Source organism: Paraburkholderia sp. EG287B (assembly GCF_040965595.1).
Taxonomy (GTDB): Bacteria; Pseudomonadota; Gammaproteobacteria; order Burkholderiales; family Burkholderiaceae; genus Paraburkholderia.
The window spans coordinates 81,755-94,324 of the sequence record NZ_JBFRCG010000011.1; the positions used below are offsets into that span (position 1 = coordinate 81,755).

11 protein-coding genes and 1 pseudogene are annotated in these 12,570 nt (G+C 68.1%); 8 read left to right on the forward strand and 4 right to left on the reverse strand.

The annotated features are described in order from the left end of the window. Nucleotides 1-190: 190 nt before the first annotated feature. Complete coding sequence (locus AB4Y40_RS20915; RefSeq protein ID WP_368689404.1) at nt 191-1,345, reverse strand: NAD(P)H-dependent flavin oxidoreductase; 1,155 nt, start codon at nt 1,343-1,345, stop codon at nt 191-193. A gap of 266 nt (nt 1,346-1,611) precedes the next feature. Here AB4Y40_RS20915 and AB4Y40_RS20920 point away from each other — a divergent pair, with 266 nt between their 5' ends. Continuing rightward, nucleotides 1,612-2,310: a dienelactone hydrolase family protein gene (locus AB4Y40_RS20920; protein WP_368689405.1), complete on the forward strand. Its 699-nt coding sequence runs from the start codon at nt 1,612-1,614 to the stop codon at nt 2,308-2,310. 187 nt (nt 2,311-2,497) lie between these two features. Next, nucleotides 2,498-4,012, forward strand: coding sequence for an amidase (locus tag AB4Y40_RS20925; protein ID WP_368689406.1), 1,515 nt, complete (start codon nt 2,498-2,500; stop codon nt 4,010-4,012). An 83-nt stretch (nt 4,013-4,095) separates the two neighbouring features. Here AB4Y40_RS20925 and AB4Y40_RS20930 read toward each other — a convergent pair whose 3' ends face one another. The 3 genes from AB4Y40_RS20930 to AB4Y40_RS20940 all read right to left on the reverse strand — a co-directional run bounded on the left by AB4Y40_RS20930 (nt 4,096) and on the right by AB4Y40_RS20940 (nt 6,229). Further along, nucleotides 4,096-4,407, reverse strand: a complete 312-nt coding sequence (locus AB4Y40_RS20930; protein WP_069265209.1) for a high-potential iron-sulfur protein — start codon at nt 4,405-4,407, stop codon at nt 4,096-4,098. A gap of 205 nt (nt 4,408-4,612) precedes the next feature. Continuing rightward, a complete protein-coding gene (locus AB4Y40_RS20935) occupies nt 4,613-5,719 on the reverse strand; it encodes an NAD(P)/FAD-dependent oxidoreductase (protein WP_368689407.1) in 1,107 nt (368 codons plus the stop codon). A 201-nt stretch (nt 5,720-5,920) separates the two neighbouring features. After that, nucleotides 5,921-6,229, reverse strand: a complete 309-nt coding sequence (locus AB4Y40_RS20940; protein WP_368689408.1) for a DUF4148 domain-containing protein — start codon at nt 6,227-6,229, stop codon at nt 5,921-5,923. Nucleotides 6,230-6,875: 646 nt separating this feature from the next. Here AB4Y40_RS20940 and AB4Y40_RS20945 point away from each other — a divergent pair. From AB4Y40_RS20945 to rqpR, 6 genes and pseudogenes are all read left to right on the forward strand, one after another. Continuing rightward, nucleotides 6,876-7,292: pseudogene (locus AB4Y40_RS20945) on the forward strand (hypothetical protein); the annotation flags it as partial. 54 nt (nt 7,293-7,346) lie between these two features. After that, a complete protein-coding gene (locus tag AB4Y40_RS20950; RefSeq protein ID WP_042265511.1) occupies nt 7,347-8,147 on the forward strand; it encodes an endonuclease/exonuclease/phosphatase family protein in 801 nt (266 codons plus the stop codon). Nucleotides 8,148-8,282: 135 nt separating this feature from the next. After that, on the forward strand, nt 8,283-8,927 hold the full coding sequence (locus tag AB4Y40_RS20955) for a LysE family translocator (RefSeq protein WP_368689409.1): 645 nt from the start codon (nt 8,283-8,285) through the stop codon (nt 8,925-8,927). A gap of 649 nt (nt 8,928-9,576) precedes the next feature. Next, complete coding sequence (locus AB4Y40_RS20960) at nt 9,577-10,347, forward strand: ferredoxin--NADP reductase (RefSeq protein WP_368689410.1); 771 nt, start codon at nt 9,577-9,579, stop codon at nt 10,345-10,347. Between the two features lie 405 nt (nt 10,348-10,752). Further along, entirely contained in the window at nt 10,753-11,778 is a 1,026-nt protein-coding gene (locus AB4Y40_RS20965; protein ID WP_368689411.1) for a sensor histidine kinase, read from the forward strand. Then, nucleotides 11,775-12,431, forward strand: a complete 657-nt coding sequence (rqpR, locus tag AB4Y40_RS20970; protein ID WP_368689412.1) for a response regulator transcription factor RqpR — start codon at nt 11,775-11,777, stop codon at nt 12,429-12,431. Before AB4Y40_RS20965 ends, rqpR begins: the two co-directional genes overlap by 4 nt. Nucleotides 12,432-12,570: the final 139 nt, after the last annotated feature.

Genomic DNA, 12,570 nt, shown 5'->3' on the forward strand with positions numbered 1-12,570 from the left:
TTAGCGCACGCGTTCCGGGAATACACCAGGACGCCTTGCGACCATATGAAAATCCCTCGCATTCGCGATAACGTTTGCGAGTTGCGCGCGCGTCGGGCACGCGCTTTTTGCGCGTGCCGGTTCAAGTAAGCATTCGATTAATTTCGGACGCCGATGCGTTGCAGACCCGCATCTCATGCGGCCAGATACCTCACGCGTCGTGACTGAGTCTGCCGAGTCGTTCGCTGAACAGTTTGCCGAGAAGCGCGCGCGATTCGGCATCGAGCGCCGCAACGATTTGCGCGGCGCCCAGACCCGCCTCGCGCGTGCGCGAAAGCGGTGCGCCCTGCCCCGACCACAGCGAAAGATAGTTGCCGTCGTTCTCGCGCGCCGCGCGCTGACGCAACGGCTGCGTGAGCGCGTTCTGCACGGGGTACGGCGCGACCGTCTCGGGCCGCGCCTCGAGCTGCTGCATGAGCGGATTGCGAATGCCGCGCGCGTGGCGCCCGGTGATCGCGCGCGTGACCGAGGTCGCGGTATCCGTCGACGCACGCAGCCGCGCCTTCCACTCGGCGGGAATCGCGCTTTCCGCGCAGCCGAGAAACGCGGTGCCCATCTGCACGCCTTGCGCGCCCAGCGCGAGCGCCGCGACGATGCCGCGCCCGTCCATGATGCCGCCCGCCGCCAGCACCGGCAGGCCGGCCGCCTCGACGGCATCCACGAGTTGCGGCACCAGCGCCATCGTGCCGACGAGCGCGTGCGGCGCCTCGCCGATGAACGTGCCGCGGTGCCCGCCCGCTTCGGCGCCTTGCGCGACGATCGCATCCGCACCCGCGTCGCGCCACGCGAGGGCTTCGGCCACGTGCGTCGCCGTGCCCATCACGTAGCTGCCCGCTGCCTGCAGGCGAGCAACATCGGCCTTGGGCAACAGGCCGAACGTGAAGCTCACCACCGGCACGCGCAACTCGATCACCATGTGCAGTTGCGCGCGAACGTCGGGCGCGTAACGTGCGAGCGCCTCGCCGGGCGGCAGGCCGAACTGCGCCGCCACCGGATCGATCGCTTCGAGCGCGCGGCGCACGGTGGCCTCTTCGGGATGCGCGGGGTCGAGCACGAAGAGATTCACGCCGAACGGCTTGTCCGTGAGCGCGCGAATCGCGGCGACTTCGCTCGCGATCTTTTCGGGCGCGAGCGCCGCGCCGGCGAGAAAACCGAGCCCGCCCGCGTTGGATACCGCCGCGACGAGCGCGGGCGTGGTCGGGCCGCCCGCCATCGGCCCCTGCACGAGCGGCAGGCGCAAACCGAAGCGGCGGCTGAACGGCGTGGAAAAGTCGGGCGATGTGCGCAACGCGGGAGCAGAACTCATGAGGCGATCCTTGTATGGCGGAATGAGCGATAACGGTACAAATCGCTACCGACTCTAGCCAAAGCCCTCGCGCCCGAAAAATGAATAATCAAGATCATTACGATCCGCTTGCGAGAACGAGGTTTCCGTGGCGTGCGCTGCAGAGGTTCAAGGGCCTATGGCAAACTGGCTCCCCGATTTCGCGACGCGCCGCGGGCAGTGTGCGAGCCGCCTGCCTGAGCGCTGCGGCGCGTCGCATGACTCATTGATGAAGACGGAGAAACAACATGAGCGTTTCCACCCAATGGATCGACATTCCCGCCGGCAATGACAGCTTCGGCGCGTACCTCGCGCTGCCCAAGGGCGGCAAGGGCCCGGGCATCGTCATCCTGCAGGAGATCTTCGGCGTGAACGGGCACATCCGCGACGTCGTCGAGCAATACGCGCTCGACGGCTACGTGGCGATCGCCCCCGACGTGTTCTGGCGCGCAGCCCCGCGCGTCGAACTCGACTACGTGGGCGCGGACCGCGATCGCGGCATCGCACTGATGCAGAAGACGGACGTCAACCTCGTGGTCGAGGACATCGCCGCGACGGCGGCCGCGCTGCGCGCGCTGCCCGAGTGCACGGGCAAGGTCGCGGCGATCGGCTACTGCTTCGGCGGCCGCCTTGCCTACCTCGCGGCCGCCAGCGGCTCGGTGGATGCAGCGGTGTCCTACTACGGCGGCGGCATCCAGAATCAGCTCGATCTCGCCGACCAGGTCACCAAGCCGATTCTCTTCCACTACGCCGAGCTCGATCACGGCATTCCGCTGTCGGCGGTGGGCCAGGTGAAGGAGCGCTTCGCGGGCCGCCCGAACGCCGAGTTCCACCTGTACCCGAACGCCGATCACGGCTTCAACTGCTCGGTGCGCGCCTCGTACAACCAGCACGCTTCGGCGCTCGCGCACGGCCGCACGCTGAGCTTCCTCGCCGAGCATCTGTAATACCCTTCGGGCGGCGGCGGTTGTCGCGATGAGGCCTTGCCGCCGCCCGTCAGTCGTTGTGCGCGCACCCCTGCTGCATCGATGCGCGCGCAACGACAGACCCCGCAAGCGCGCCGCCCGCTTACACTCCTTGCGTAGCCCGTATCGCCCAAGCCCGGCCCCAACCCGACGACGAGGAGTGCGCGCCTTGCAGTCCGACTATCTGGAATACGACGCCATCGGCCTCGCCGATCTCGTGCGCCGCCGCGAGGTGAGCGCGCGCGAGTTGCTCGACACCGCCATCGCCCGTGCGGAAGCCACCAACCCTGCCATCAACGCCATCGTCCTCAAGGACTATGAAGCGGCGCGCGAGCGCGCGCGGCGCATCGAGGCGTCCGGCAACGGCGTGAGTGCGCTGAGCGAAGGGCCGCTCGCGGGCGTGCCGTTTCTCGTCAAGGACCTCGGCGCGGCGGTGGCCGGGCTGCGCATGACGCTCGGCAGCCGCCATTACCGCCACTACATCCCCACCGCCGACGCGCCCGTGATCGCGCGCTTTCGCGCCGCGGGCCTGAACATCTTCGGCAAGACCAGCGCCTCGGAACTCGGGCAGATGCCCTATACCGAACCCGAGCTGTTCGGCCCCTGCCGCAACCCGTGGAACCTCGATCACACGCCCGGCGGCTCGAGCGGCGGCGCGGCCGCCTCGGTCGCGGCGGGCATCGTGCCGCTCGCGCATGCGTCCGACGGCGGCGGGTCGATCCGCATTCCGGCGTCGTGCTGCGGGCTCTTCGGCTTCAAGCCGTCGCGCGCGTTCCAGCCCGCGTCCGACGTGCCGCCGCCGCCCGGCGCGCTCGGCGTCGATCTCGCGGTGTCGCGCAGCGTGCGTGACAGCGCGCTGATGCTCGACCTGATCGCCGGCGACCCCGCGCTGCCTGCCGGCGCGCCCGGCACCTTCCTCGCCGCCGCGCGCGCGCCGCTCGACGGATCGAAGCCGCTCGCCATCGCGCTGCTGACCGAGCCGATGTTCGCGGACACGGTTTCGCCCGAAGTGCGCAGCGCGCTCGACGACGCCGCCGAACTGCTCACGTCGCTCGGCCATCGCGTGGAGCCGTATTCGCTGCCCGTGAACTACGGGCAGGCGCGCGAAGCGTTCCTCATGCTGTGGTCGGTGGTGGCCGAACAGTACGTGCTGCACGCGGACGACATCACCGGCACTAAGCCGCGCCGCCGGGAGTTCGAGATCGCCACCTGGGCCATGGCGCACATCGGCCAGAAGCTCGGCGAGCGCGAGCTGCCCGCGGCGCTCGACGTGCAGCAGCGCATCACGGCGCAGCTCGCCGACCTGATGAAGCGCTACGACGTGCTGCTGTGCCCGACGCTCGCGGCGCCGCCGGTGAAAATCGGCGAACTGAAGCCAAGCCAGAGCGAGCGCATCCAGATGCGCGCGGTCACGGCCATGCCGGTGGAAGTGCTGATGAGAAAGCTGCTGACCGAAGCCTCGAACAAGGCGTTCGCGTGGGCGGGCTGCACGGAGCTGTTCAACCTGACGGGCCAGCCGTCGATGTCGGTGCCGCTCGCGTGGAACGCTCGTGGGCTGCCGATCGGCGTTCAGTTCGCCGCACGCGAGGGCAACGACGCGTTGTTGCTGCGCCTCGCGGCGCAGCTGGAGGCGGCGCGCCCGTGGTTCAACCGCCGGCCGCCGCTGCTGCAGGCGCGGCTCTAGCGCGCCTGCGCTTCCTTTCTGAGCGACGGGCGCGGGCAGCGAAGCGCGTGGGGTCTACGCATTGCACCGCCCGCGCCGATTCATCACGCCTTCTTGTTATAGGCGCTGCACCAGCCCTTACCGGCGACCTGCTTGCCGCCGAACATCGGGCACGGCGCGAACGCGTCGGTGGCCTTGCCCTGATAGAACGTGCAGTTGCTGCAGTCCTGGCCGGCGGCGTACTTCGCGAACTTCGCTCGGTCGACCTTGGTCGCGTCGAGCTTGTAGCCGAGCGCCTGTGAGGTGGGATCGGATTCGGCAGCCTTGGGCGCGTCGGCGAAGGCCTGGCGCGAAAGCGCGAGCGTCGAAGCGACGCCGATGCTCGTAATCAGAAAGCTGCGGCGGGACGATTTCATATGACTCACTCCAGTATTGTGGCGATTCGTTCGCTGGGTTTTCGCGCGGCGCTTTCGTGTGGCGCGTGCCGCGCATGCCTCTGAGCCGCTCTGGTGGCGGCGTCGCGAAGAAGCTTATCAACGAAGCAAGCCCCGGTGACGCTGCAATGCTGGAGATAAGTGAGCGGCATGATGCCGCTCACTGGAAGAAGGGCGCAAAGCCCGATCAATCGAACGAAGCCATCTCGCAGACGCGCTGCGCGATCGCCAGCGAAGCCGTGAGCCCCGGCGACTCGATGCCGAACAGGTTCACGAGGCCGCGCACGCCGTGCGACGCCGCGCCCTGGATCATGAAATCGGCGGCCGGTTCGCCAGGCCCCGAGAGCTTCGGGCGGATGCCCGCGTAGGCCGGCTGCAGCGCGCCGTCGGGCAGCGCGGGCCAGTAGGTGCGGATCTGCGCGTAGAAGGACTCGGCGCGGCGGGGATCGACGTCGTAATCGACCGCATCGATCCATTCGACGTCGGGGCCGAAGCGCGCCTGGCCGCCCAGATCGAGCGTGAGATGCACGCCGAGGCCGGCGTCGTTGGGCATCGGGTAGATGAGACGCGAGAACGGCACGCGACCCGACACGCTGAAGTAATTGCCGCGCGCCAGATAGAACGGCGGCACGTGGCGCGCGTCGAGCCCGCGAATGCGTTTGGCGAGCTTCGTCGCATACAGGCCTGCGCTATTGACGACGCAGCCGGCGCGGATGTCGATCGGCGCGTCGCCGCCCGTTCGCACCGTGAAGCCGCTGCCCAGCGCATCGATCGACTCGACCGGCGACTTCAGCGCGATCACGGCGCCGTCGCGCTCGGCGTCGCCTTGCAGCGCAAGCATGAGCTGATGGCTGTCGACGATGCCGGTTTGCGGCGAGTACACGGCCGCGACGCATTCGAGCGCCGGTTCGAGCGCGAGCGCCTCGCTGCCGCTGATGCGCGTGAGGTCGAACACGCCGTTTTCCTTGCCGCGCGCGCGAATCGCCTCGAGTTGCGGAATCTGGTTCGCCGCCGTGGCGACGAGCAGCTTGCCGCAGCGCGCGTGCGTGACGTTGTGCGACGCGCAGTACTCGTAGAGCATTTCGCGCCCGCGCACGCACAATGTGGCCTTGAGCGAGCCGCGCGGGTAGTAGAGCCCGGCGTGAATGACCTCGCTATTGCGCGAACTGGTGCTGGTGCCGATGGCCTCGGCGGCTTCGAGCACGATCACCTCGCGCCCGCGCGCCGCAAGCGCACGCGCTACGGCGAGGCCGACCACGCCCGCGCCGATCACCACGCATTCGATCTGGTCCATGTCCCTGCGTCCCGCCTTCGCAGCGCCGACAGGCAAGCCAGCCGCGCCGCGATCCTCTCTGCCATGGGATGGGCAACGCACAACGCGCGCCGCCGCGTGACAAAAATTGTACGCCGCCCGGCGGGGAGGCTACGCCAGACTCTCGCAAGGAAAGAGCGGAAGGGAACAGAGATAGATTGTCGCCGCGCACCCGCCGAGGCGTCAGTTGTCGACGTTGCGAGCGTGGAAGAAGCCCGCGGCCTGCTCGCGAGGCGCGGTATAGCCGCCCATCGCGTATTGCTGCGGATAAGCCGGCGAATTCGGGTCCAGACTCAGTTCGCCGTGCGCACGGGCGCTGGCCAGCTCGGCCTTCACCTGGGCGCGCGTCTTCGGGGCGTTCGTGGCGACCGCCGCGACGGGAAGTGATTGAACCTCTGGCGTCGCCGCATCGCCGCCCGCGAATGCGGGCGCGGCGGCAAGGGCGGTGGCGGCGCTGACCAGCAGGGCAGCAAGCGTAACGGACGGCTTCATGGCGAGGCTCCTTCGAGGCGATGCCCGGCAAGCTTTGCAACCCATGCTGGCCAGCCGGCGGAATCCGGACAACGTGTCGGACACGTCGAAGCCAGTGTAAACACGGGCTATCGAAAAACCATCCCGATAAGCAACAAGTCACCGTTGCAGCCACGACAACAATTTTCGCCAAAACACGCAGACAGATTTATGTTTGTTGCACTTCAATAACCAATCGTTCGACGCACGATGGTTGAAGCGCGCCCGCCGCGTCCCCATCTCTCATGAACCGCTGCGGTCCGGCGTTTGCGAACCCGGTATAGGATCGATGGTCAGAACGTACCCGCCCCGCCGTAGCGTTGCCGACACTGTCGCTTCGCGCGGCGCCGTGCACGGAGCCACCCATATGAAGTTGTGGAAACATTGCCTTGCCCTGCTGATCCTGGCCGCCCTCTCGGGAACGAGCGTGTGCGCGCTGGCGCAGGGAACGGCGCAGCCGGCCTATACGACGCCTTCGGAACCCCCCATCCTGCCGGGCGCGCAAGCGCCGGCGCCTCCTCCGCCCGCGACCTCACGCGCCGTGACGCCCCCGCCACCACCGCCGCCGCCCACTGCGCCCGCGGGGACCGCTGTGGCGCCCGAGGCGGCGCCTGTCACCCAGGGCGCTGTCCAGTGGGAGCTGCAGGTCATGCGCGACGGCCAGCAAATCGACGCGTTCAATGGCACGACCTCGATCGGCCAGGCGCATACGGACACGCATCACAAGGTCGTCTCGCACAACGTGGGCTGCAAAGATCAGCCGGCAGGCAGCATCGATCTGTCGCGCACGATCACCGTTTCGCCGTTGCAGGTGCGCGCGAACCTGGTCGTCCTGTCGGTCGAGGCGCAGGAAACGCTCGAAAACGACGCCGTGCCGACGACGCCCGAAGGCTGCCGGCTGCCGCCGCAGCCGCGCCAGGTGAGCGCGAGCCATCCGGGCCTGATCGTGCCCGATGGGCAGTGGGTGACCTGGCAGATCGTCGACCAGAACCCCTCGCTGGCGTACCGGGTGCGCGCGATACTCGCGCCGCCGTCCGCACAGTGACCGCACCGATCCAATGCACGACCCGGCGTGACCCAATCCGTTAGAAAAAAACGCATGCGAAATCCCGAACAACCGCTCATCGACACTTCACTGAGCAAAGACTTCGTGGCCGTGAGCTGGAATCTGCACAAGGGCCGCTCGCCGCTGGGCTTCGAGGCCTGGGAGGCGATGCGGCGCTGGGTCCAGTCCACCCATGCCGACGCCTGGTTTCTGCAGGAAGCGATGGCCCGCCGCTTGCCGCAGCCGGTGCTCGCCTCGGCCTTCGGCGCGCAGCTGGGCGACCCGCTCGACGACGTCTGGCACTGCCAGGCCACCGAAATCGCCACCGCGCTCGAATTGCAGATCGCCCTCGGGCCCAACGTGTTCAAGCCTTCATGGCGGCACGGCAATGCGATTCTTTCGCCGCATCCGCTCGATCTGGGCGGACGCTGGGACATCTCCGCGCACCGCTTCGAGCGGCGCGGGCTGCTCGTTGCGCGCGCAAACGTAGCCGGCCAGTCCGTCACGCTGCTGTGCGCGCACCTTGCGCTCACGCGCAGTGCGCGGCTGCGGCAGATGAACTGGATCGCGCACTGGATCGTGAAGGAAGCGCCGCAGGGGCCGCTCGTGCTGGCGGGCGACTTCAACGACTGGCGCAACGACTCCGTGCCGCTCTTCGCGGAGCATGGGCTGCAGGAAGTCGCGACGCTGCTCGGCGAGCCGGCGCGCACCTTTCCGGCCTTCTCGCCGGCGCTCGCGCTCGACAAGATGTTCGTGCGGGGCCTCAAGCCCGTCGAGCTGATCCAGCCCGCGCAGGAGACCGCCTGGCTCTCCGATCACCTGCCGTACATGGCGCGCCTGCGGCTCGAAGACTGACGCGCCGGGCCGCGGCGCGACGCGGTTCCGCCGAAGCATCCGCGCGACACGCTCCCGATCGCGGCCACCGGCACGCGCAAGCCCGCGCTAATATGTCGCGTCGCGCGCGCCGCGCGTTTCGTCAGGTCTCCTCAGATGCATTACCTCGCCACGCTGCTGCAGATCGTTGTCGTCTATCTGTTTGCGCTCATCAGCCCCGGCCCGAACTTCTTCATGGTCACGCAGCTTTCGCTTGCCGGCCGGCGCGGCCTGGGCGTCGCCTCGGCGGCGGGCGTGGGCGTCGGCTCGACACTCTGGGCGGCGCTCGCCATGCTCGGCTTCGCGGCCGTGCTGCAGCACATCGGCTGGCTCTACAACGGCGTGCGCGTGGCCGGCGCGCTCTATCTCGTCTGGTTCGGGCTCAAGCTGCTGCGCTCCGGCGTGCGCCGCGAGCTGGCTGCCGCGGCACAGGCCGCAGTCGCACCGCCGCCTCGCGCCGACCGGCGCGCGTGGCTGCGCACCTGGCGCGCGGGACTCATCACCTGCCTCACGAACCCCAAGTCGTGCGTGTTCTGGACCAGCGTGTTCGCGGCCGTGTTTCCGGCACATCCGCCGCTGTGGTTCTATGGCGTCGCGCTCGGCACGGTCGCCGCGATGTCGTTCGGCTGGCATTGCAGCCTCGCCTTCCTGTTCGCCGACGACCGCACCCAGCGCGGCTACCGCCGCCTGCGCCGCCCGATCGACGCGTTTTGCGGCGCCGCGCTGATCGGGCTCGGCGTGAAGCTCGCGGCCGACCGCTAGGGCGCGTTCATGCGCCTCGGGCTCCCCGGTCGCCGCGGCGCACCGCCGCAGCACCGCTGCAGCGTCGAAGTTGGCGCCATTACGCGCGTATCGGCGCCTAAAAGCCGCGTCGAAACTGCCCCGCCAGCAGGGTCAATGCTGCGGGCTGTCAGACCTTCCGGTATCATTTAGCCGAAAATTCGCACACGCCGATCGCGTTTTCGCAATCTGCCGCGTGTCGCCAGCAACAGGAAAGCCCGCTCTCGCGGGTCCTGGCAAGGTCCGCTGCGGCCCGCGAGGCCCGGCGAAGTTTGACCCGCCGCCCCCTTTTGCCGTCGCCAGCAGTCCCGGCCGTTGCGTGTTGCGCCGGCGCGCGGATGCCAGCACACCGCCGCAGCGAGCCACCCTCCCTTGCCGCGCAGGGGACCCAACCCGGTCCAGGCAGATCGACAAGCAGGATCGACCGGGTCCTTGCGGCTCGAGCGCGGTAAAATAGCGGATTGCGCCTCGTTCGCAGCGGGGCGAACTGGCAAAACAACAGGGACTTGCCTGCCGTGGCGTAACACCAGGCCGCCGGGTCCCGGGCATATCGTCAAAGCTACGCTGTACTGGACAGCAGGCCGGCAGGATCGCCGCAGTCAGGCGGCGCTTGTTTCGCACTTCAGGAACCATGAGCAAATTCACCGAAGAAACCGTTCTGAGCGTCCATCACTGGACCGACACGCTTTTCAGCTTCACCTGCACGCGCGACCAGGCCCTGCGTTTCGACAACGGCCAGTTCACCATGGTCGGCCTCGAAGTGGACGGCAAGCCGCTGATGCGCGCGTACTCGCTCGCGAGCGCCAACTACGAAGAGCATCTGGAGTTTCTCAGCATCAAGGTGCCGGACGGCCCGCTCACGTCGCGCCTGCAGCACCTGAAGATCGGCGACAAGGTGCTGATCGGCAAGAAGCCCGTCGGCACGCTGGTGGCCGACAACCTGCTGCCCGGCAAGGTGCTGTGGCTGCTCTCGACCGGCACGGGCCTCGCCCCGTTCATGTCGATCATCAAGGACCCGGACATCTACGACCGCTTCGACAAGATCGTGCTCACGCACACTTGCCGTTTCGTCGACGAACTCGCGTACAAGGACTTCATCACCGAAGAACTGCGCGAGCATGAATACCTCGGCGAAATCGTGCGCGAAAAGCTGGTGTACTACCCGACCGTCACGCGCGAAGTGTTCGACAACCGCGGCCGCATCACCGAACTGATCGACACGAAGAAGCTGTTCGAAGACCTCGATCTGCCGACGTTCTCGCCCGAGCGCGACCGCATCATGCTCTGCGGCAGCACGCACATGCTGCGCGACACCGTCGAACTGCTCGAAAAGGCCGGCCTCACGGAAGGCAGCAACAACCAGCCGGGTCACTACGTGGTGGAAAAGGCGTTCGTCGGTTAAGCGCCCGCCTCAGGTCACTCGCGACAAGAAGAACCGGAGCCTCGTGCTCCGGTTTTTTTTCGCCTGCGCATTTTTATTTGCGCCCTTTATTTTGTCGCTGGCACAGTTACAGTTGTCACACAAATGCGATACCTTTCCTGTCAGTATTTTTCCTACATGACAAAGGCCCGCGACCTCACGCTACACCTGAAGTTTGGCCGCTAACCCTTGTCCAGCCTGAAGTTTTTCCTTTTTTAAGATATTATCGCAGCGCAACATTGGACACATTGATACGTGTCCAGGGGCAGAGCCAGGTTGTTACTGGTTGTAAATTTCGTTACGCTGCGCCGTGCTGTTCGTCGTCACGCCGGGGAGGCCAAATCCCGACGGACGTCTGACAGCAGGAACCGGTTCCTGAACGGGGGAATGATGGATACGTCGAGATACGCCGCGCCGAACGCGCGCACGCCCGCCGGCGATGCGCCGCGCGCCGCTCATGGCGTCGACGGCCTCGCCCTCCTCGCATGGTCCGCTGCGGCCGACGAGGCGGCCACGGTGGCCGCGCTCGAAGGCCTCGACCGCGCGCATCGGCAGATTGCCGCGCCAGCACGCGGCGCGCGCCGGCGCGCGAGCCGCACGCTTGCCCACGGCAGCGCCGCCCAGTCCATCCACGCCGACGAAGCCGTCCGCCACCAACTCGCGCGCGACCTGCACGACAGCGTCGGCGCGGAACTCGCCGCCACGCACTTCGCGCTCGCCAACGTCCACACCTGGCTGCCCGCCAACGCCCCGCCGCAATGCGCCGAGGCGCTCGCGCTCGTCGCCCGCTCGCTCGAAGCCGCCACCGGCGCGATGCGCCAGGTGCTCGACGGCCTGCACGCGCCGCACCTCGACGCGGGCCTGGCGCCCGCGCTGTCGAGCTGGGTGCGCGGCTTCGCGGCGCGCACGGGCCTCGCCGCAAGCGTAGCCAGCGCCAGCGACGACGCGCGCCTCGCCCGCCTGCCCGCCGAGGCCGCGCTCGCCGTGTTCCGCGTCGCCCAGGAAGCGCTCGCCAACGTGGCGCGCCACGCGCAGGCCACGTGCGCCGAGGTGCGGCTCGAAAGCACGGCGCGCCACCTCACGCTCACGATCGCCGACGACGGCATCGGCCTCGCGCGCGCCGCGGGCCGCATGCGTCGCAGCCTGACGAATGGTCATGGCGACGACAGCACAGACAACGGCACGAGCCGCTCCGGCCACTACGGCCTCGCCGGCATGCGCGAGCGCTGCGCCGCCTTCGGCGGCTCGCTGCGCGCCGTCAAAGGCGGCATCGCACGCACGCATCACGACGACGCACCGCAGGAAGCCGCCCCGCGCGGCACGACCGTGCGCGCACGCTTCGCGTGGGACGCGCTGCTCGGCGTCGCCCATTCCGCCTCGCCCCTCCTCATCAAAGAAGGCGCCCGCTCATGACCCATCGCATCCTGCTCGTCGACGACCATGCCGTCGTGCGCCAGGGCGTTCGCCAGCTGCTGCTCGACCGCGGCATTGCCGCCGAGGTGATCGAGGCGCAAACGGGCGCCGAGGCGCTCGCCGCGATTGCGAAACACGTGTGCGACGTGGTCCTGCTCGACATCTCGCTGCCCGACATGAACGGCGTGGAGGTGCTCAAGCGCGCCAAGAAAAAGGCGCCGCGCGTGCCGGTGCTGATGTTCTCGATGTATCGCGAGGATCAATACGCGGTGCGCGCGCTGAAGGCGGGCGCGGCCGGCTATCTCTCGAAGACGGTGGACGCCGCGCAGATGATCTCCGCGATCCAGCAGGTCGCCGCGGGCCGCAAGTACGTGAGCCCGGCGATGGCCGAAGCGCTCGCCGACTACGTGCTGGTGGACGGCGAGCAGCTGCCCCACGAGAAGCTCTCCGACCGCGAATACCAGACGCTGTGCATGCTCGCCTCGGGCAAGCGTCTCACCGACATCGCCCACGCGCTCTCGCTGTCGGTGAAGACGGTGAGCGTCTACCGCACGCGCCTGCTCGAAAAGATGAAGCTCACCAACAACGCCGAGCTGACCTTCTATGTGATGAGCAACCGGCTCGTCGACCTCTCGCCTACCGTCAACGCCTGACGTTCCGGCGTCCCTGCGGCATCGAGGCGGCCTTCTCGCCACAACCCGCTGATCCGGAAATGAATTGCGCCGTTTGCGCGGGTCCCGGCAAGGATCGCGCTCGGGCGTCGCCGATTGCGGCGGAATCGTCCGCGTCAAA

What these genes read in the sequence shown, in the direction of transcription:
- AB4Y40_RS20955 (WP_368689409.1), top strand. Translation starts at nt 8,283, where the DNA reads ATGCATTACCTCGCCACGCTGCTGCAGATCGTTGTCGTCTATCTGTTT.
- AB4Y40_RS20950 (WP_042265511.1), top strand. Translation starts at nt 7,347, where the DNA reads ATGCGAAATCCCGAACAACCGCTCATCGACACTTCACTGAGCAAAGAC.
- AB4Y40_RS20920 (WP_368689405.1), top strand. Translation starts at nt 1,612, where the DNA reads ATGAGCGTTTCCACCCAATGGATCGACATTCCCGCCGGCAATGACAGC.
- AB4Y40_RS20935 (WP_368689407.1), bottom strand. Translation starts at nt 5,719, where the DNA reads ATGGACCAGATCGAATGCGTGGTGATCGGCGCGGGCGTGGTCGGCCTC.
- AB4Y40_RS20915 (WP_368689404.1), bottom strand. Translation starts at nt 1,345, where the DNA reads ATGAGTTCTGCTCCCGCGTTGCGCACATCGCCCGACTTTTCCACGCCG.
- AB4Y40_RS20930 (WP_069265209.1), bottom strand. Translation starts at nt 4,407, where the DNA reads ATGAAATCGTCCCGCCGCAGCTTTCTGATTACGAGCATCGGCGTCGCT.
- rqpR (WP_368689412.1), top strand. Translation starts at nt 11,775, where the DNA reads ATGACCCATCGCATCCTGCTCGTCGACGACCATGCCGTCGTGCGCCAG.
- AB4Y40_RS20940 (WP_368689408.1), bottom strand. Translation starts at nt 6,229, where the DNA reads ATGAAGCCGTCCGTTACGCTTGCTGCCCTGCTGGTCAGCGCCGCCACC.
- AB4Y40_RS20965 (WP_368689411.1), top strand. Translation starts at nt 10,753, where the DNA reads ATGATGGATACGTCGAGATACGCCGCGCCGAACGCGCGCACGCCCGCC.
- AB4Y40_RS20960 (WP_368689410.1), top strand. Translation starts at nt 9,577, where the DNA reads ATGAGCAAATTCACCGAAGAAACCGTTCTGAGCGTCCATCACTGGACC.